Here is a 19203-nt window from a genome sequence, read left to right on the forward strand (position 1 = left end):
GCCGGAGGGAAAACGTCGGCGGGGTTACCGTGCGGTTTCGTTACTGGTCAGTACGCTAACGAGGGCCTTGGCCGCAGACAAGAACTTGCCCCGTCCTGCGGGGTCACGGCGGCGTAACCGCCGAATTCTTGTGCGGTTGTGACAACTGTCGGGAATGGGGTTGTCAGTGCGGGGAAATAAATACCGGTGCGGCGGTTTCCGGATAATTCAGCGAGAGAGCCAGCGGTGCAGCGAAGCGGTGAGCGCCTCGGGTGCGTCGAGCTGGATGAGGTGCCCGGCCGAACGGACCAATTCGAGTCCGGCACCCGGGATCAGCCCGGCGAGCCGGTGCGCGCGGTCCACCGGGATCCAGGTGTCCTCGGTGCCCCACACCACGAACGTGGGCACGCTGACGTCGCGGTAGCGCGGCTCGATCTCGTCGGTGTACCGCTGATCGGCTGCCGCGATCTGCCGGTAGAACGCCGCCTGCCCAGCCGGACCGAGCCACGGCCGGACGAGCATGTCGTGCGCCTCGGCGGACAGCGGGCGGTGTGCCGCGCCGGCGATGTACTCCCGCACCAGCGCTTCGTGCAGGTTCGGCGGCAGCTGCGCGAACACGGCCGCGTTTTCCGCCACCAGCCGGAAGAACTCCGAACCCCACGGTGCCAGCGCCACGACGTCCACCAGCGCCAGCGAACGGTAAGCCGCGCCGTGCAACAGATACGCGCGCAGGCTGACCGCGCCGCCGTAGTCGTGCGCCACCACGTCTGGCTCTTCGAGGCCCCAGTGGTTCAGCAGCGCGGCGAACGTCTCGCCCTGCGCGGCCAGCGAAACGTCCTGGCCTTCGGCCATTGTGGAGCTGCCGTAGCCCGGCATGTCCCACAGGTACACGGTGAAGTCCTGCGCGAACGTCGAGGCGATCGGCTCCCACAGCTTCGACGACCACGGCGTGCCGTGACAGAACACGAGCGGCGGCCCCGAACCCTGCCGGGACCACCGCACCTGCTGTCCCCGCCAGTCGAAGACCTCCATCAGCGCTTGAGGTCCGCGACGATCTCGTACGAACGCACGCGGTCCTCATGGCCGTGCACCATCGTGGTGATCATCAGCTCGTTCGCGTCGGTGTCGGCCAGCAGCTGGTCAAGTCCCTTCCGGACGCTCTCCGGACCGCCGACGATGCTCGACCCGAACCGCTCGGCCAGGAACGCCCGGTCCATTTCGGTGTACGGGTACTCGGCGGCGTCCTCCGGCGTCGGCAGCGCGATCGGACGGCCGCGACGCAGGCTGAGGAAGGTCAGCCCGCTCGGCCCGGCGAGGTACTCCGCGCGCTCGTCGGTCTCGGCGGCGATCACCTGCACGCCCAGCATCACGTACGGCTCGGAGAGCACTTCGGACGGACGGAAGTTCTCGCGGTACAGCCGCACCGCCGGCAGCGTGTTCTCGGCCGCGAAGTGGTGCGCGAAGGAGAACGGCAGCCCCAGCCGTCCGGCCAGCTGCGCGCTGAAGCCGGAGGAACCGAGCAGCCACACCGGCGGCTTGTTGCCCTCGGCGGTGACCGCGTTGACGCCGCGCGCCGCGTCCGGCTCGAAGTAGGAGATCAGCTCCATCAGGTGCTCGGGGAAGTTCTCCGCGGACAGCCCGCCCGGCCCGCGCAGCGCGAGGCGCGGTGCGCTGGTCGGTGCCCGGCGCGCGGCCGATCCCGAGGTCGATCCGTCCCGGATGGAACGCCTCCAGCGTGCCGAACTGCTCGGCCACCACGAGCGGCGCGTGGTTGGGCAGCATGATCCCGCCGGAGCCGACGCGGATGCTCTCGGTGGCGTCCGCGACGTGCCCGATCAGCACCGCCGTGGCCGAGCTGGCAATGCCCGGCATGTTGTGGTGCTCGGCGAGCCAGTACCGGTGATAGCCCAGCCGCTCGGCGTTGCGGGCGAGATCGAGAGTGTTGCGCAGCGCTTCGCCGACCCCCTTCCCCTCGGAAACGGGGGAGAGGTCGAGCACGGACAGCGGCACGTCAGGCAGGGAGGTCACGTACAGCCGTAACGCACGCGGTCGCGATTCCCTTCCCGCCTTACGCGCCCGGCAGCCAGTCCGGGTCCGAGGCGAGCACGATCAGCTGCTGCGTCGCGCGGGTGAGCGCGACGTACAGCACGCGCCGCCCGGTCGAGGACTCGGTGACCAGGTCCATCGGCTCGACCAGCACGACCGCGTCGTACTCGAGGCCCTTCGAATCGAGGCTGCCGACGACCTTGAGCCGCTCGTCGGTCTGCCCGGCGAGCCAGCCTTCGACCTCCTCGACGCGGTCCATGGCGGTGATCACACCGACGGTGCCTTCGACCGCGCCGAGCAGTTCCTTCGCCGCGCTCTGCGTCGCCGTCGCCAACGCGGCCTGGTCGACCGGCCGGACCTCCGGCTCGATTCCGGTGGTGCGCACGGCCTTGGGCAGCTCGTCCGCCTGCGCGTGGCCGGCCACGACCTTCGCCGCGAGGTCGAAGATCTCCGCGGAGTTCCGGTAGTTCGTGCGCAGCGTGAAGCGCCGTCGCGTGGTCTTCACGCCGAACGCCTGATCGCGCGCCTGCGCGGCCTCGTCCGGATCCGGCCACGAACTCTGCACCGGGTCGCCGACGACGGTCCAGCTCGCGTACTTGCCGCGCCGCCCGATCATCCGCCACTGCATCGGCGAAAGGTCCTGCGATTCGTCGACGACCACGTGCGAGTACTCGTCGTAGTGCTCCGGACGGTGCGGCGCGCCTCCAGAACTGCCGCGCTCCGGCGCCGCCTCGACCACAGTCTGGCGACGGCGGCGCTTCGGCTCCGGCCCGACCAGCACGCGCAGCTCGTCCAGCAACGCGACGTCGGCCACCGACCAGCCGCGCGAACGGTCCGCGAAATCGGCCGACAGCAGGCTGATCTCGTTCCGGTTCAGAATGCCCTTCGACGCCGCGGCCATCCGCTTCTCGGTGCCGAGCCACTTGAGCACCTGCGCCGGGTACAGCACCGGCCACCACACCACGAGGAAGCGGTGGAAGTCGATGCGCTCGCCGAGATCGGTGATCAGCTCCGCGCGGTCGATCTCCTTGCCGTCCTCCTTCGCGTACTCCTCGGCCTTGTCCGCGAGCGCGCCCAGCAACAGCTCTGCCACGCGTACACGCGAGCGGTTCGGCGGCGCGCCCTGCGTGTGCGCCTTGCGTCGCACCTTCTCCAGCTCGCGCGCGGTGAGCTTCAGGACTTCGCCGCGGTAGACGATCTTCAGCTCTGTCGGCGCTTCGGGCGGGGTGTCGCGCAACGCGCGCAGAAGCACCTTTCGCATCCGCAGTGAACCCTTGATCGCGGCGAGCGCGGCTGTGTCCTGTCGTGTCGCTTCGAGACCGTCGAGCACTTCGCCGAGCGCGCGCAGCTCTACGTTCGTTTCGCCCATCGACGGCAGCACGCGCGAGATGTACGTGGTGAAGACGCCGGACGGCCCGATCACGAGCACGCCCGCGCCGCCGAGCTGACGGCGGTGCCGGTACAGCAGGTACGCGGCACGGTGCAGCGCGACGGCCGTCTTGCCGGTGCCGGGACCGCCAGTGATCTCGGTGACCCCGCGCCACGGCGCCCGGATGACCTCGTCCTGTTCCTTCTGGATCGTGGCCACGATGTCGCGCATCTTCTCGCCGCGCGAGCGGCCGAGCGCGGCCATCAGCGCGCCCTCGCCGACGATCTGCATGTCCTCGGGCACGGCGTCGGCGATCAGCACGTCGTCGTCCACGTCCAGCACCGTCTGCCCGGAACAGCGGATCACCCGGCGGCGCACGACGTCCATCGGCTCTTCCGCGGTGGCCTGGTAGAACGCGGCGGCGGCGGGCGCGCGCCAGTCGGTGACCAGGTTGTCGAACTCGGTGTCGCGGATGCCGAGGCGGCCGACGTAGATGTGCTCGCGGTCGAGGTGGTCGAGCCTGCCGAAGACCAGGCCCTCGTACTCGGCGTCGAGCGTCTGCAGGGTCTGGTTGGCGTGGTAGACCATCATGTCGCGTTCGAACAGCATCGACGCCTGCTCGAAGATCGCTTCGCGCTGGGCGCCTTGGCCAAGCTCGTAGCCCTTGGCCCGCATCGCCTCGGCCTGGGTCCGCAGCTCGGCGAGCCGCGTGTAGACCCGGTCGACGTGTGCCTGCTCGACGGCGATCTCAGCCCGTCTCACCCGGGGTTCCGACACGCAACGCTCCCTTGAACTCCATCAACGCGCCTCTGGAGGGCGAAGGACGACTCTACGCGCCCGCGCGCGCGGGTTCGGCAAGTCCTGCCCAACGCCACATCGCGACCTTGGGCGAAGATGGCCGGGTGACGAGGATCGTGGCGGGGAAGGCGGGCGGACGGCGGCTGAAGGTGCCGCCCAAAGGCACCCGCCCGACGTCGGAGCGGGTGCGCGAAGCGCTGTTCAACGCCCTCGAAGTGGCTGGTGAGCTGGACGGGGCCCGCGTGCTCGACCTCTACGCCGGCTCCGGCGCGCTCGGCCTCGAAGCGCTTTCGCGCGGCGCTGCGGACGCGTGGTTCGTGGAGGCTGACCGTCGCGCCGCTGAGGTGCTTCGCGGCAACGTCGCCGATTTACGGCTAGGCGGCACAGTCCGAGCCGGACAGGTCGAGACAGTGGTTGCCGTGCCCGCGTCGGTGCAGTTCGACGTGGTGCTCGCAGACCCGCCGTACGCGGTCGACGCTGCTTCGCTGGGCACTGTGCTCGCTTCGTTGCACAGCGGTGGCTGGCTCGCCGACGGCGCGTTGGCAGTGGTTGAACGTGCTGCGCGTGACGGTGCGCCAGACTGGCCGTCGACGTTTAAGCCGCTTCGCGACAAGCGCTACGGCGACACGGCGTTGTACTGGGCGGAGTACGACGGCTCATCTGAGGTGTGACGCAATCGTCACGAGAGCGCGCGCGACGGCGCGGCTTGATAGCGTCCGCGCCATGCGGCGTGCGGTCTGTCCCGGTTCTTACGATCCGGCCACCAACGGACATCTCGACATCATCGAGCGGGCTTCGGTGCTCTTCGACGAGGTCGTCGTCGCGGTGGGGGTGAACAAGAGCAAGAAGGGCCTCTTCAGCGTCGAGGAACGCATGGAGATCCTGCGCGAGATCACCGCGAAGCTGCCGAACGTGCGCGTCGATTCGTGGCAGGGCCTGCTCGTGGACTACTGCCGCGACAACGACATCGCCGCGGTCGCGAAGGGACTGCGCTCGGTCAGCGACTTCGACTACGAGCTGCAGATGGCCCAGATGAACCGCGAGCTGACCGGGCTGGAAACGCTGCTGATGGCGAACAACCCGGCGTACGGCTTCGTGTCCAGCTCGCTGGTCAAGGAGATCGCGGCGCTCGGCGGCGACATCGAGAACCTCGTGCCGCCGGTGGTCCACGAACGCCTCCTCGCGGCCTACGCGAAGCGGGACTGAGTACCGTGACCGGCCGAAAGGCCAGTCCAGCGGCCGATTTAGCCTGAACGGATTACAGCCTTCGTCGGGACTTCGGCCGCGGCCTGAAGCTGTTCACCTCGCGTCATTCTGCAGACCACCCCACCGGGTTACGGTCCGAAAATGACCAACAACCGCAGCCGCATAGTCGGTGTCCTTTTCGCACTGCTGGTCGGTTTCCTGGGGTTCGGCACGGCCGCGGAGGCCGTCCCGCTGTCCCCGGCGGCGCCGGCGTCCGTGCAGCCGAAGCAGAACTCCTGTGGCGATCTGTCCGGCTTCACGCACGTCAAGCTGTCGGCGCTGCCCCCGGAGGCGACTGACACCTACAAGCTGATCCAGACGAACGGGCCGTTCCCGTACCCGAAGAACGACGGCGTGGTGTTCACCAACCGCGAGGGGATCCTGCCCTCCTGCGCCTCGAGCTACTACCACGAGTACACCGTGCCGACGCCCGGTTCGAGCAACCGCGGCACCCGCCGGATCGTGACCGGACAGGGCGGCGAGTACTTCTACACCGGCGACCACTACCAGTCGTTCAAGGTCATCGACATCGACGGCGGCAGCACGCCGACGAAGTGCGGCGACCTGTCGAAGCTGAGCCCGGTCGGCTACTCGAAGCTGTCCGCCGACGCCAAGCAGGTCGTCGACGGCGTCCGCGAGGGCACCCTCAACGACGGCACCACCTACGAGAACCGCGAGGGCGTCCTGCCGGTGTGCGACTCCGGCTACTACACGCTGTACGACGTCGGCTCCGAGGACCGCGTGATCTCGGGCAAGGGCGGCGAACTCGTCTACACGCCGGACCACTACGCGACTTTCCAGAAGATCGATCTCAACGGCTGAGCCGCTTGTACGGGGCGGTCCCACCTCCGGGTGAGGCCGCCCCTCCCGGCCCGTGCCAGGACACGCCCGGTCGGGTGCTCGTTCACCGGTTCAGGCTGCGAAGCGGGCAGACTGGAAGCCAGTGATCGGGGAAACTGCTTGAGGGAGTGGCCGTGTACCGGGTTTTCGAGGCACTCGACGAGCTCGTCACGATCGTCGAAGAGGCCCGTGGGGTTCCCATGACGTCCAGCTGCGTGGTGCCCCGCGGCGACGTCCTCGAGCTGCTCGACGACGTCCGCGACGCGCTTCCCGGCGAGGTGGACGACGCGCAGGACGTTCTCGACAAACGCGACGACCTGCTGCTGGCCGCGCGCAAAGAGGCGGGGGAGACCGTCGCGAGCGCGAACGAGGAGGCCGAGCGGACGGTGTCGGACGCCACGTCCGAGGCCGAGCGGATCCTCGCGGACGCGCGCGCCCGCGCCGAGCAGATGCTGGGCGACGCGCACAACGAGGCCGAGCGCATGGTCGCGGGCGGGCAGGCCGAGTACCAGAACCTCACCGAACGCTCCCGCGCCGAGTCCGAGCGGATGATCCAGGCCGGCCGCGACGCCTACGACCGCGCGATCGAGGACGCCCGCGCCGAACAGGCCCGCCTCGTGTCGCAGACCGAGGTCGTGCAGGCCGCGCACGCGGAATCCGCGCGCATCGTCGACGAGGCGCACGCCGAGGCCGACCGCCAGCGCGCCGACTGCGACGCGTACGTCGACGGCAAGCTGGCCGAGTTCTCCGAGCTGCTGGCCACCACGCTGCGCACCGTCGACTCGGGCCGCAACCACCTGCGCTCGCCCGCGACCGGCCACGGCGGCGGCCGCTCGACGCTGTACGACTACCAGGTCTGAGACCCGCTCGGGCTCTCCGGCGACCGCCCGCCCAGACGGCGTCCTCGTGCGTGCCTGAGCCGGTTAGAACCGGCACTCACGAGACCCGCAGCGGAGCTAGGGCGCACGTCCCAGCGGCGGGAGTCTCGTGCGTGTTTACGCCGGTTAGAACCGGCTTCAGCGCGCACAACGCCCGGCCACCTCGAACGATGCGCGCGGGCCTGCGTACGCTGGTAGGCGATGTCCGAAAACCCTGCCCAGAACCCCCGCCCGGCGCAGCTCGACGACCGCAGCCCGTGGGTGGTCGACACCCGTGAGCTGGGCCGCCGCGCGGGACTCAGCCGGGAGGTGCGCCGCAGCGCGCCCGTGCCGACCTCGCTCGGCGTCCCCGGCGTGCTCGAGATCCGCGAAGGCGAGCCGGTCGAACTCGACCTGATGCTCGAGTCCGTGGTCGAGGGCGTCCTCGTCACCGGCACCGCCGCGGCCGTCGCCGCCGGCGAGTGCTCGCGCTGCCTCGACCCGGTCACCGAGCAGGTCGAGGTGGACCTGACCGAGCTGTTCGCCTACCCGGGCTCGGCCACCGAGGAGACCACCGACGAGGACGAGATCCCGCGCCTCGTCGACGACCGGATCGACCTCGAGCCGACCGTCCGCGACGCCGTGGTGCTGGCGCTCCCGCTGGCCCCGCTGTGCCGCGAGGACTGCCCGGGACTGTGCGTCGAATGCGGCGTCAAGTGGGCCGATCTCGAGCCCGGACACGGGCATGAGAAGATAGACCCTCGGTGGGCCGCGCTGGTCGAGCGATTCGACGAGAACGCGGGCGAAAAGCCTGCGCACGGCTCCGGAGAGCAAGCCTGACGAGCGTCCAGCTCGATCCGGGAGAAAGCAAGTTCGCTCGCAACCGCGAGCAGACCGTTTGAAGGAGATCTACTCGTGGCCGTCCCGAAGCGGAAGATGTCGCGATCCAACACGCGCTCCCGCCGCAGCCAGTGGAAGGCGGCTCCGGTTCAGCTGGTGCCCTGCTCCAACCGCGCCTGCCGCCAGCCGAAAATCCAGCACGTCGCCTGCCCGGCATGCGGCCAGCACAACGGCCGCCAGGTCGTCGAGCCCGCCTGAGCCGGCAGCCGACCATGGGGGTAAGCCCGTCGGAGGACCCGCGGCCGATCCCGCATCGTTGCTCGAGGCGCTCGGGGTCGTTCTCGACCCCGAGCTGCTCCGTCTTTCGCTCACGCACCGCTCGTACGCGTACGAGCACGGCGGCCTCCCGCCGAACGAGCGACTGGAGTTCCTCGGAGACGCGGTGCTCGGCCTCGTCGTCACCGACCACCTCTACACCACCCACCCCGACCTGCCCGAGGGCCAGCTCGCGAAGCTGCGCGCCAGCGTCGTCAACATGCACGCGCTGGCCGGCGTGGCGCGCGGGCTCGGCGAGGGCGGTCTCGGGGCGCATCTGCTGCTGGGCAAGGGCGAAGAACTCACCGGCGGCCGGGACAAGGCGAGCATCCTCGCCGACGGTCTCGAAGCCGTCATCGGCGCCACGTACCTCGCGCACGGCATCGAGGTCGCGCGCAAGCTCGTGCACCACCTCTTCGACGGGTTGCTGGCCGAGGCTCCGCTGCGCGGGGCAGGCCTCGACTGGAAGACCAGCCTGCAGGAGCTGACCGCCTCCGGGGGACTCGGCGTGCCCGAGTACCGCGTCGAGGACAGCGGTCCCGACCACCGCAAGGAATTCACCGCCACCGTGCTGGTGGCGGGCCGTGCGCTGGGCGAAGGCAGCGGAACTACGAAGAAGGAAGCCGAGCAGAAGGCAGCGGAGACCGCATGGCGGGCGCTGTCGGAGGAACTCGGCACGGGCGACGACGCGAGCTGAGCGCGTTTTCTCTCTCTTCCCGGGGCTGATCGGCGGCGACGCCGGTCAGCCCCGTTTTCGTGCCTGCCCCGTTTTTTGTCAGGGGTGCCGGGCAGAATGAGCGCATGCCCGAACTACCCGAGGTCGAGGTCGTCCGCGCCGGCCTCGAAGCGCACGTCGCCGGCCGTACCGTCCGGGCCGTCGAGGTGCTGCACGACCGCGCCGTCCGGCGGCACGCGCAGGGAGCCGCCGACTTCACCGGACGCCTGGCCGGCGTCACGATCGAGGCCGCCCGGCGGCGCGGCAAATACCTGTGGCTGGAACTGTCCGACGGCGAGGCGGTGCTGGCGCATCTCGGCATGAGCGGCCAGATGCTGGTGCAGGCCGAGGACGCGCCGGACGAGAAACACCTGCGCGTCCGCGTCCGGTTCGACGACGACGGACCGGAACTGCGCTTCGTCGACCAGCGCACCTTCGGCGGCCTGTCCTTGGACGACCTGGTCGAGGCCGACGGCGACACGCTGCCCGGAACCATCGCGCACATCGCCCGCGACCCGATGGATCCGAAGTTCGACCCGGAGGCCGCGGTGCGCGCGCTGCGTTCGCGGCGCACCGAGGTGAAACGCGCGCTGCTCGACCAGACGCTCGTGTCCGGCGTCGGCAACATCTATGCCGACGAGGCGTTGTGGCGCTCCAAACTGCACTGGTCGCGACCGACGGAGAAACTCACTGCCGCACAAGGACGAACGCTGCTGTCCGCGGCCACCGACGTGATGTCGGCGGCATTGCTGGCGGGCGGCACGTCGTTCGACGCGCTGTACGTGAACGTCAACGGCCAGTCCGGCTACTTCGAACGCTCGCTCGACGCGTACGGCCAGGAAGGCATGCCGTGCCGCCGCTGCGGTTCGCCGATCCGCCGGGAGCCGTTCATGAACCGGTCGTCGTTTTCGTGCCCGAGGTGTCAGCGGCGGGCGCGGGCGGCTTAGCTGGGTGGAGGTGGAGGGAGGCTGGGGCAGGTGATCGCGTGGTGGTGACTGTCGTTCGCTGATCCGGCTGGGCGTAGGGGCTCAAGCGGGTGGATGCCGGGCCTGCCGCGGTTCGGTGGCAGCCCGGTGGCAGACGTTCGTGAGCCGGTCGTTGTTGTCGTGCTCGTGACGTCATCGGCGGGTGGCTGCTGGGCTTGCCACGGTTCGGTGGTGACTGTGGCGGCGGCCTGGCGGGAGGTGTTCGTGAGCCGGTCGTTGTTGTGACGGCACCGGCGGGTGGCTGCCGAGCCTGCCACAGTTCGGTGGTGACTGCGGTGGCGGCCCGGCGAGAGCCGTCACGAGCCGGTCGTCGTTTTCGTGCCCACGATCCCATCCGCGGACGCGGGCCGCTTGACCGCGCGAAGGCGGGTGAACGCCAAGCCAGCTGCGGTGATCGCGAGCGAGAGCCAGGCGAACCAGTCGCCGAAACGGGTGTGGAACGTCGCGCTGGGGCCGGCCGGGACGTCTGCGGTGACTGCCGTGAACGGGGCCGGGCCGCCGGTGCGGGCTTCGCCTAGGACGCGGCCGTAGCCGTCGGACAGCATCAGGCTGCCGTTCGCGTCGGAGAGGGCGATCGACTGTCCGCTTTCGACACCCCGGAGCAGCGCGTTGCGCGTGTGCTGCCAGCCGCCCTCGTCGTTGCTGCCCGGCGGGACCGCGAGTTCCGCCGGGATGGCGAGGACGCGCGAACCGGCGGCGGCGTAGTCGCGGCTGGGGGAAGCGAACGTCGTGTCCCCGCAGATCACCACTCCGGTCGGGACCTTCGCGCCGGGGACGAACACCAGGTCGTGGCCCGGCGGGCTCACCAGGTCGTGGTGTTTCAGGTACCGCGCGGGCGGGGCGCCGTCGGCGGGGAAGGCCAGTGCGTAGGCGTAGTTGTGCTTGCCCGGCCGGTCGTAGTACTCGAAACCGATCACGATCGCCGTGCCGCGGGCCTTGGCCGCGCTGCGCATTGGCTCGATCAGCGCGGCTGGCCATTCCTCCTCGGCGCTGAAAGCGGCTTCGGGCAAGACGACGAGCTGCACGCCGTCCGGCATGGCCTCGATCTCCCGGATGTAGTCGTGCACCAGGGCACGTCCTTCCTCCGTGCCGAGTTCGGGACCCCAGTGATAGCCAGCGTTTTGCGTGATCGCGGCCATTCGCACCGGCGGGCCGTCCACACTGCCGGACAGCCGCAGCGCGCCGCCGCCGAGGCTCAGCGCCACGATGATTCCGGCCACGACACCGGTGCGCAGCCGCGCGGCACCAGGCGCGCACATCGCGGCGACCGCGCAAGCGGGCAGCAGCACCAGGAATTCGACGCCCCACATACCGGCCCACGACGCGGTTTGCAGCACGAGCGGCGCGTCGCCCTGGTCGTTGGCGAGGGAACCCATCATCCCCATCGGGTTCAGCACGGTGATCAGGTACACGAGACTGGTCCACGCCGCCGGTGCGGCCAGGCTGGCCAGCAGCGTCCGGCGGCGGCGCACCAGCGCCCAGAACAGCCACACCGTGAACGTGAACACCAGCGACATCCCGACATCGATGACGGTGCCGAACGGCCACAGCGGTTCGTCGCCGGAATGTGCTTGGTAGGCCCACATATTCGCGGTGCCGAGCAGGAAAGCGCCGAACGCGGTGCCCGCCGTGGTCCAGCCGCCGGCGCGAGTTGCCAGCAGCAGCACCGGAAACGGCGCGAGCCAGGTCAGCGCGGCGACCGGGGCGAGCCCGGTGCCGAAGTAGAAGAGGACCGCCGAAGACAGCAGCGCGGCCGGTATCCGCCAGCGGGCATTACGCTTTGAGTCCATAGAAAACCCTCCGGGAAGTCCGCCGGCACAGCGCGCGGAACTCGGGTTCCGCGGTCCCCATCCGTCCGGCGAGGTAGTGCAGCACCATGCCCTGCATCTGGGTGCTGACGGTCAACGCGGCTTCCAGCGGATCGTCGGCACGCAGCACCCCGTCGCGCATGCCGTCTTCGATCAGCCGGACCAGTGCGGTGAACGGCGGCGAGCCGGGCTCGCGGAAACCGTCCGGGTAAAGCCGGGCGCGCGCCCAGCTGTCGGTCATCAGGAAGCGGTACAGATGCGGCTGGCCGAGCGCGAAATCCAGGAATCCGTCGAGCAGCGCGTCGTACCGGTCGGTCCAGTCGCCCTCGGACATCGGGTCTTTCCACGCCGCGCCCAGTTCGCGTCCGGTGGCGTCGGCGACCGCGCGCAGCAGGACCTCGCGGTTTTCGTAATGCCGGTAGATCGCCATCGCGGTGACCCCGGCGGCTTCGGCGACCCGGCGCATGGTCACCGCGGCGGCTCCCTCGGCGGCGATGATCTCGCGCGCCGCCGCCACGAGCCGTTCAGCAGTCGGAAGCTCAGCCATGTCTACACTGTAGACCTCGATGTCTACGTTGTATACCCCGCCGTTGGTCTCTCGCTGACCTGGCCGAACGGGCAGCGATACCGCCGTTCGGCCGCTCGTCGCGCACACTACTGCGCTATGCGTGGTACCTTCTCTCGCGCAGGACCGGAGAGGAACGCTGTGGAAATCAGTCAGCTGCTCAAGGGAGTGCTGGACCTGGCGGTGCTCGCGGTGCTGCGCGACGACGACGGGTACGGCTACGACGTGCTGCGAAGACTTCGTGTCGCCGGTCTCGAGGAGGTCGGGGACGCATCGGTGTACGGCACGCTGCGGCGGCTGTACAAGGCGGGATTGCTGACGTCGTATGTGGTGCCGAGCGAGGAAGGCCCGCACCGCAAGTACTACAGCCTGAACGACCGGGGCAGGCAGCGGCTCGCCGAATCGGCGCGCACGTGGCGCAGCTTCGCGTCCACTATGGACAGTTTGGTGAAAGAGCGGTCCTGACCGCGCGGGCAGGCGAAACCGCGGCGCGTCCGCGGCAAAAATCGGGGAGAGGCAGCATGAGCACGGACAAGCCGACGGCCGCGCGGGTGTACCTGTCGAGGGTGCGCACCGCGCTCGCGGACCTGCCCGCGAACGAGATCGAGGAACTGCTCGAGGACGTCCGGCCGCAGCTGGCCGAGATGGAGGCGGAGTCCGGCGCGGCGGCGCGGGTCGAGGATCTGGTCGCGCGGCTGGGCACGCCGGAGAGCTACGCGGCCGAACTGCGGGCGTCCGGCGGCTATCCGCCCGCTCCGGAAGGGGGCCCGGCCGCGGCGACCGAGGTGCTCGCGACCGCGAAGCCGGGCCGGATCGGACCGCGGCTCGCCTTGTGGGGCTTGGTGTTCTGCGCGGCCGGGACGGCGCTGGTCGCGTTCACCGCCGCGGTGCGGTTCGACGCCGAGACGCTGATCGGGATGCTCGTGCTGGCCCCGGTGTTCGCGGTGAGCCTGGCGTTCCTGCTGCTGCGCGGGCCCGGCGCGATACGGGAGCTGCCGGAGGTCGTCCGCGCGCGGGCGATGGTGAAGTCGATGCGGGAGGACCGGTCGGCCGACCGCGCGTTCGCCTACCTGAACTCGCTGAAGCCGGCGTGGTGGGTGGTGTGCGCGTTCGCGCTGCTGGCGTTCGGGCTGCTGATGATGATCCGCGACCTGCACGCGGTCCTGCTGCTGCCGGTGCTGCTGGTCGCCGCGGGCCTGGTGATGTGGGCGGGCCCGCGGAGCAAGGCCGACCGGCGGATGCTGTGGATCGCGGTCCCGGTGTCGGCGTTCGTGGTGGGCAGCGCGTTCGGCGGCCTCGGCGCGGCGGTCAAGCTCGTCCGGGACCGGTCGTACACGTCGCATTCCACTCCGTCGTACGCCTCGTCGATGTACCAGGACTCCCACGGCAACGAGTCCCTGCGCTACGGCCAGCGCGAACTGACCAACCTGTACGTCTTCGACGCGAACGGCAAACCGCTCGAGAACGTCTACCTGTACGACGACCGCGGCCGCCCGCTCACGATCACCCGCTACGGCTGCGAGAAGGACACCGGCACGAGCGAGATGACCGGCGAGGACAACCAGTTCCCGCGTCCGAAGGTCACCCTGGGGACGCAGGACGACCGCGGGAACGTCAACGGCTACAACGGTTATCGCAGCTACTGCCGGGAGGACGCGGGGGTGCCGTTCGCCGCGGTGATCCCGAAGCCCCCGGCGACCTCGGTCCCGCCGACGCCGGCCAGCCCGGCGAAACCCCCTCAGCCGACTCGGTAGGGGCTGGGCGGTCGTGAGTGGCGACCACCCTCCCCGCGAGGCCCCGGAACGCGAAACCGGGCGCCAAGGCCGCGAACGGCCCTGGCGCCCGGGAGGCGGGAACAGCTCAGTGGTTGAACGCCGAACGCGCGGCCAGGTCCGCGAGCAGCTGGCGGCCCTTCTCGGCGTTGCGCGGCTGGGACAGCACGTCGTAGCGCTGCGCGACCAGCTGGCTCTGCGAGATGAACCCGCGCTTGTTGCGGTTCGCCGCGTAGCCCAGCGCGCCGAAGGCCACGTTGAACACGACGCCCGCGGCGAGGCCGAGCACGATGGACAGCAGTCCGGCGGCCGGGTTGAGCATGCTCAGCACCAGGCCGAGGAACAGGCCGAACACCGCGCCGGACATGGCCGCGCTGCTCAGCATCCGGCTCCAGCTCATCTTGCCCGCGATGCGCTCCACCAGCATCGGCTGGACCCCGACGATCGTGACGTCGGTGACCGGGAAGTCAGCGTGCGCGAGGTGGTCGACGGCCTGCTGGGCCTGTTCGTAGGACTCGTACGACCCGATCGGCCACCCGGTGGGCAGCGTCGGGAGCTGCGGCCGCGCCTGCTGCTGGCTGAACGTGGTCTGCGTGAATGCTTCAGTCATCCCTCTCACCTCTCTTGCCCGGTCCAACGCACGAGGCGGCGGATTTGGTCCCGGACGCACCCGATTCACAGTATCTTCTCAGCCGGGCAACCCGGACATAGCAGGCGCCGCGCGGGTGAGCGGGGCCGGAGCCTCCGCTAAAGGTATAGGAAAATACCTTTCGGTGGATTGACCCGCTCGCGGCGGCCCGGTAGGAAGAAGCCGCAAAGGACCTGATCCGAACCTTTGGGGCGATGCGATGGCGGCCAGGCGAGGAATGCTCACGCTCGAAGATCTCCGCGAACGGGTGACGGCCGGCACGATCGACACGGTGCTCGTCGCGCTCACCGACATGCAGGGGCGGCTCCAGGGCAAGCGCTGTTCGGCGGAGTACTTCCTCGAAGAGGTGGTCGGCCACGCCACCGAGGCGTGCAACTACCTGCTCGCGGTGGACGTCGACATGAACACCGTCGACGGCTACGACATCTCGTCCTGGCAAAGCGGCTACGGCGACTTCGTGCTCCGGCCGGACTTCGCGACGCTGCGGGAGATTCCGTGGCAGGATGGCACCGCGCTGGTGCTCGCGGACGTCGAGCGCGTGCAGGGCGGCCCGGTTTCCGTCTCGCCGCGCCAGGTGCTGCGCCGTCAGCTCGACCGGCTCGCCGAGCACGACCTGAAGGCCTACGTCGGCACCGAGCTTGAGTTCATCGTGTTCGACGACTCCTACGAGACCGCGTGGGACAAGCGGTATCAGGACCTCAAGCCGTCCAATCAGTACAACGTCGACTACTCGATGCTCGGCACCGCGCGGATCGAGCCGTTGCTGCGCCGGATCCGCAACGGGATGGCGGGCGCGGGCCTGTATCCGGAGTCGGCGAAGGGCGAGTGCAACCCAGGTCAGCACGAGATCGCCTTCCGCTACGCCGAAGCGCTCGCGACGTGCGACAACCACGGCATCTACAAGAACGGTGCGAAGGAGATCGCCGCGCAGGAGGGCAAGAGCCTCACCTTTATGGCGAAGTACAACGAGCGCGAAGGCAACTCCTGTCACATCCACCTGAGCCTTCGCAGCAAGTCCGGCGAAGCGGTGCTTCCTGGCGACGGCGACCACGGCTTCTCGAAGCTGATGCAGCACTTCCTCGCCGGACAGCTGGAAGCGTTGCGCGAGATGACGTACTTCTTCGCTCCGAACATCAACTCCTACAAGCGTTACGTCCCAGGCAGCTTCGCGCCGACAGCGATCGCGTGGGGCACAGACAACCGTACGTGCGCGTTGCGCGTTGTCGGGCACGGTGACGGGTTGCGCGTCGAGAACCGCGTACCCGGCGGAGACGTCAACCCGTACCTCGCTGTCGCCGCGATGGTCGCCGCGGGGCTGCACGGCATCGAGAACGAACTGCCGTTGGAGCCTGAGTTCGTAGGCAACGCGTACGAGTCCGACAAGCCCACTGTGCCCGTCACGCTCGCCGAGGCCGCTGAAGTCCTCGAAGGCAGCCGTATCGCGCGAGATGCCTTCGGCGACGAAGTAGTTGACCATTACCTCAACGCGGCGCGGATCGAGCGCGAAGCGTACGAGCGAGCTGTGACCGATTGGGAGCGCATCCGTGGTTTCGAACGACTCTGACCCACCCGTCATCGGCCTCAGCACCTACTCGGAGCAGGCGAAGTTCCTGGCCTGGGACACCGAAGCGACGCTGCTGCACCGGGTTTACGCGGACTGTGTGGTCAAAGCGGGCGGGATTCCGATGCTGCTGCCGCCGGTCACGGACCAGTACGCCAGGCTGATCGAGCGCATCGACGGCCTCGTGCTCACCGGCGGCGCGGACGTCGAACCTGCTCGGTACGGCCAGGAACCGCACGAGAAGACGTATATCCGCCCGGAGCGCGACGCGTTCGAGTTCGGCCTGTTCGAGGCGGCGCGCGCGGCCGGGAAGCCGGTGCTCGGAGTGTGCCGGGGGCTGCAGGTGATGAGCGTCGCGCTCGGCGGCACGCTCGCGCAGCATCTGCCGGAAACCCTTGGCGACGCAACGCATCAGCCGGCTCCGGCGACGTTCGGCACCAGCACCGTGAGCCTGATCGAAGGCACGCGGGCGGCGTCGATTCTCGGGCGGGAAACGAAGGTTCAGTGTTACCACCATCAGGCGATTGACCGGCTCGGTTCCGGGCTGATCGCGTCCGGGCACGCGGCGGACGGCACGGTCGAGGCCGCCGAGGTGCCGGGGGAGTTCGTGCTCGGCGTGCAGTGGCATCCGGAGCAGGACAGCGACGACGTCCGGCTGTTCGCCGCGCTGGTGAACGCCGCGCAGGAGGGGAAATGACGACGTTCGAGGTGCGCAACCCGGCGACCGCGGAAGTGGTGCGCCAGGTCGAGTTGACCGCCGAGGCGGAGACCGACGCCGCGATCGCCCGCGCGCACGCCGCGTTCCCCGCCTGGCGGGCGGTCGCCCCGGGCGATCGGGCGCGGCTGCTGCGCCGGTTCGCGGACGCGGTCGACGCCGACCTCGAACACCTGGCCCGGCTGGAAGTCGAGAACTCCGGGCACACCATCGGCAACGCCCGCTGGGAAGCGGGCAACGTGCGCGACCTGCTCGAATACTCCGCCGGCGCGCCGGAACGCCTGCTGGGCAAGCAGATCCCGGTCGACGGCGGCGTCAACGTGACCTTCCACGAGCCGCTGGGCGTGGTCGGCGTGATCGTGCCGTGGAACTTCCCGATGCCGATCGCGGGCTGGGGTTTCGCGCCCGCGCTCGCGGCGGGCAACACCGTCGTGCTCAAACCGGCCGAGCTGACCCCGCTCACCGCGCTGCGGCTGGCCGAACTCGCCCGCGAGGCGGGGATCCCCGAGGACGTCTTCCAGGTGCTTCCGGGCAAGGGATCGGTTGTCGGACAACGGTTTGTGACGCATCCGGCGGTGCGCAAGGTCGTGTTCACCGGGTCCACCGAGGTCGGCAAGCAGGTGATGGCCGGCTGCGCGGCGCAGGTGAAACGGGTGACGCTGGAGCTGGGCGGCAAGAACGCCAACATCGTGTTCGCCGACGCCGACCTGGAGAAGGCGGCGGCGACCGCGCCGTACGGGGTGTTCGACAACGCCGGGCAGGACTGCTGCGCGCGGTCGCTGATCCTGGTGCAGGACAACGTTTACGACCGGTTCCTCGAACTGCTCGAACCCGCTGTCCAGGGCGTGGTCGTCGGCGATCCCGGCGACGAGGCGACCGAGATGGGCCCGCTGATTTCCGCGGACCACCACGCGAAAGTCTCCTCCTACGTCACCGAGAAAACGCCAGTCGCCTTCCGCGGCAGCGCGCCGTCCGGGCCGGGCTACTGGTTCGCGCCGACCGTCGTGCTCCCGCCGGGACTGGACGACCCGCTGGCCCGCGACGAGATCTTCGGCCCGGTCGTCGCGGTGGTCCGCTTCCGCGACGAGGCCGAGGCGGTGCGGATGGCCAACGACACCGACTACGGCCTGTCCGGCTCGATCTGGACCCGCGACGTCGGCCGCGCCTTCCGTGTCGCGCGCGGCGTCGAATCCGGGAACCTGTCGGTGAATTCGCACTCCTCGGTCCGCTACTGGACGCCCTTCGGCGGCTTCAAGCAGTCCGGCCTCGGCCGCGAGCTTGGCCCGGACGCCGCGGCCGCCTTCACCGAAACCAAGAACGTTTTCCTGAGCACGGAGGAATGAACCAGATGGTGCAGCGTTTTGACGGCCGCGTCGCGGTGATCACCGGCGGCGCGAGCGGCATCGGCCTCGCCACGGCCAAGCGCCTGGCGAGCGAGGGTGCGAAGGTGGTGATCGGCGACGTCGCGCCGGAGGAGGGCAAGGCGGCCGCCGACGCGGTGGGCGGGGCCTTCGTGCAGGCCGACGTCACCGACGCGGACCAGGTCGAGGCGCTTTTCCAGACGACCGTCGACGAGTTCGGCGCGGTCGACGTCGCCTTCAACAACGCGGGCATCTCGCCGCCCGAGGACGATTCGATCCTCACCACCGGCATCGAAGCGTGGGAGAAGGTGCAGCGGGTCAACCTGACCTCGGTGTACCTGTGCTGCAAGGCCGTGTTGCCGCACATGCAGCGCCAGGGCCGCGGTTCGATCGTGAACACCGCGTCGTTCGTGGCCGTGATGGGAGCCGCGACGTCGCAGATTTCTTACACCGCCTCGAAAGGCGGCGTGCTCGCGATGACGCGCGAGCTGGGCGTGCAGTTCGCGCGCGAGAACATCCGGGTCAACGCGCTCTGCCCGGGCCCGGTCAACACGCCGCTGCTGAAGGAACTCTTCGCGAAGGACCCGGAGCGCGCGGCCCGTCGTTTGGTGCACGTCCCGGTCGGCCGGTTCGCCGAGCCGGAGGAGATCGCCGCCGCGGTGGCCTTCCTGGCGAGCGACGACGCCAGCTTCATCACCGCTGCGCAGTTCCTCGTCGACGGCGGCATCTCGGGTGCCTACGTAACGCCCCTGTGACTGTCCGTGACGGAAATCGGCGCGCGA

19 protein-coding genes and 1 pseudogene are annotated in these 19203 nt (G+C 69.6%); 14 read left to right on the forward strand and 6 right to left on the reverse strand.

Going from position 1 to position 19203, the window contains the following annotated elements; translation table 11 throughout:
* Positions 1-207 precede the first annotated feature (207 nt).
* From RPX00_RS22745 to RPX00_RS22755, 3 genes and pseudogenes are all read right to left on the reverse strand, one after another.
* Positions 208-1011, reverse strand: a complete 804-nt coding sequence (locus RPX00_RS22745) for an alpha/beta fold hydrolase (protein WP_406642252.1) — start codon at positions 1009-1011, stop codon at positions 208-210.
* Positions 1011-2007, reverse strand: a pseudogene (locus RPX00_RS22750) (LLM class flavin-dependent oxidoreductase). The gene RPX00_RS22745 and the pseudogene RPX00_RS22750 overlap by 1 nt, the downstream one beginning before the upstream one ends.
* 40 nt (positions 2008-2047) lie before the next feature.
* A complete protein-coding gene (locus RPX00_RS22755; protein WP_406642254.1) occupies positions 2048-4171 on the reverse strand; it encodes a HelD family protein in 2124 nt (707 codons plus the stop codon).
* Positions 4172-4296: 125 nt separating this feature from the next.
* On the opposite strand from RPX00_RS22755, the gene rsmD reads away from it, so the two are divergent.
* The 8 genes from rsmD to mutM all read left to right on the forward strand — a co-directional run bounded on the left by rsmD (position 4297) and on the right by mutM (position 9951).
* A complete protein-coding gene (gene rsmD, locus RPX00_RS22760; protein ID WP_406642256.1) occupies positions 4297-4863 on the forward strand; it encodes a 16S rRNA (guanine(966)-N(2))-methyltransferase RsmD in 567 nt (188 codons plus the stop codon).
* A 52-nt stretch (positions 4864-4915) separates the two neighbouring features.
* Positions 4916-5398, forward strand: coding sequence for a pantetheine-phosphate adenylyltransferase (gene coaD, locus RPX00_RS22765; protein WP_378306015.1), 483 nt, complete (start codon positions 4916-4918; stop codon positions 5396-5398).
* Positions 5399-5539: 141 nt separating this feature from the next.
* Positions 5540-6259, forward strand: a complete 720-nt coding sequence (locus tag RPX00_RS22770) for a ribonuclease domain-containing protein (RefSeq protein WP_406642258.1) — start codon at positions 5540-5542, stop codon at positions 6257-6259.
* Positions 6260-6411: 152 nt separating this feature from the next.
* Entirely contained in the window at positions 6412-7137 is a 726-nt protein-coding gene (locus RPX00_RS22775) for a DivIVA domain-containing protein (RefSeq protein ID WP_406642260.1), read from the forward strand.
* Positions 7138-7356: 219 nt separating this feature from the next.
* Positions 7357-7974: a YceD family protein gene (locus tag RPX00_RS22780; RefSeq protein ID WP_406642261.1), complete on the forward strand. Its 618-nt coding sequence runs from the start codon at positions 7357-7359 to the stop codon at positions 7972-7974.
* Positions 7975-8049: 75 nt separating this feature from the next.
* The gene (gene rpmF / locus RPX00_RS22785) at positions 8050-8232 is read left to right on the forward strand and encodes a 50S ribosomal protein L32 (protein ID WP_009074209.1); all 183 of its coding nucleotides are present in this window, start codon (positions 8050-8052) and stop codon (positions 8230-8232) included.
* 58 nt (positions 8233-8290) lie between these two features.
* Positions 8291-8986, forward strand: coding sequence for a ribonuclease III (rnc, locus tag RPX00_RS22790; protein WP_406642263.1), 696 nt, complete (start codon positions 8291-8293; stop codon positions 8984-8986).
* Between the two features lie 104 nt (positions 8987-9090).
* Positions 9091-9951: a bifunctional DNA-formamidopyrimidine glycosylase/DNA-(apurinic or apyrimidinic site) lyase gene (mutM, locus tag RPX00_RS22795; RefSeq protein WP_406642264.1), complete on the forward strand. Its 861-nt coding sequence runs from the start codon at positions 9091-9093 to the stop codon at positions 9949-9951.
* A 335-nt stretch (positions 9952-10286) separates the two neighbouring features.
* On the opposite strand, the gene RPX00_RS22800 is transcribed toward mutM, so the two are convergent.
* Positions 10287-11780: a nitrilase-related carbon-nitrogen hydrolase gene (locus RPX00_RS22800; protein WP_406642266.1), complete on the reverse strand. Its 1494-nt coding sequence runs from the start codon at positions 11778-11780 to the stop codon at positions 10287-10289.
* Entirely contained in the window at positions 11764-12345 is a 582-nt protein-coding gene (locus RPX00_RS22805) for a TetR/AcrR family transcriptional regulator (protein ID WP_406642267.1), read from the reverse strand. Before RPX00_RS22805 ends, RPX00_RS22800 begins: the two co-directional genes overlap by 17 nt.
* A 159-nt stretch (positions 12346-12504) precedes the next feature.
* Here RPX00_RS22805 and RPX00_RS22810 point away from each other — a divergent pair, with 159 nt between their 5' ends.
* Together RPX00_RS22810 and RPX00_RS22815 are read left to right on the forward strand one after the other, a co-directional pair.
* On the forward strand, positions 12505-12828 hold the full coding sequence (locus RPX00_RS22810) for a PadR family transcriptional regulator (protein WP_406642269.1): 324 nt from the start codon (positions 12505-12507) through the stop codon (positions 12826-12828).
* A 56-nt stretch (positions 12829-12884) separates the two neighbouring features.
* Entirely contained in the window at positions 12885-14117 is a 1233-nt protein-coding gene (locus tag RPX00_RS22815; protein WP_406642270.1) for an HAAS signaling domain-containing protein, read from the forward strand.
* Positions 14118-14223: 106 nt separating this feature from the next.
* Here RPX00_RS22815 and RPX00_RS22820 read toward each other — a convergent pair whose 3' ends face one another.
* Positions 14224-14745, reverse strand: coding sequence for a general stress protein (locus tag RPX00_RS22820; protein WP_009074217.1), 522 nt, complete (start codon positions 14743-14745; stop codon positions 14224-14226).
* A gap of 256 nt (positions 14746-15001) precedes the next feature.
* On the opposite strand from RPX00_RS22820, the gene RPX00_RS22825 reads away from it, so the two are divergent.
* Genes RPX00_RS22825 through RPX00_RS22840 form a run of 4 tightly spaced genes read left to right on the forward strand, consistent with a single transcriptional unit; the run spans position 15002 to position 19176 of the window.
* The gene (locus RPX00_RS22825; RefSeq protein ID WP_406642272.1) at positions 15002-16348 is read left to right on the forward strand and encodes a glutamine synthetase family protein; all 1347 of its coding nucleotides are present in this window, start codon (positions 15002-15004) and stop codon (positions 16346-16348) included.
* Entirely contained in the window at positions 16329-17042 is a 714-nt protein-coding gene (locus RPX00_RS22830; protein WP_406642274.1) for a gamma-glutamyl-gamma-aminobutyrate hydrolase family protein, read from the forward strand. Before RPX00_RS22825 ends, RPX00_RS22830 begins: the two co-directional genes overlap by 20 nt.
* Positions 17039-18403, forward strand: a complete 1365-nt coding sequence (locus RPX00_RS22835; protein WP_406642276.1) for an aldehyde dehydrogenase family protein — start codon at positions 17039-17041, stop codon at positions 18401-18403. The genes RPX00_RS22830 and RPX00_RS22835 overlap by 4 nt, the downstream gene beginning before the upstream one ends.
* A gap of 5 nt (positions 18404-18408) precedes the next feature.
* On the forward strand, positions 18409-19176 hold the full coding sequence (locus tag RPX00_RS22840; protein WP_378306039.1) for a 3-oxoacyl-ACP reductase: 768 nt from the start codon (positions 18409-18411) through the stop codon (positions 19174-19176).
* Positions 19177-19203 lie beyond the last annotated feature (27 nt).

The organism is Amycolatopsis sp. WGS_07 (assembly GCF_045278895.1).
Lineage (GTDB): Bacteria > Actinomycetota > Actinomycetes > Mycobacteriales > Pseudonocardiaceae > Amycolatopsis.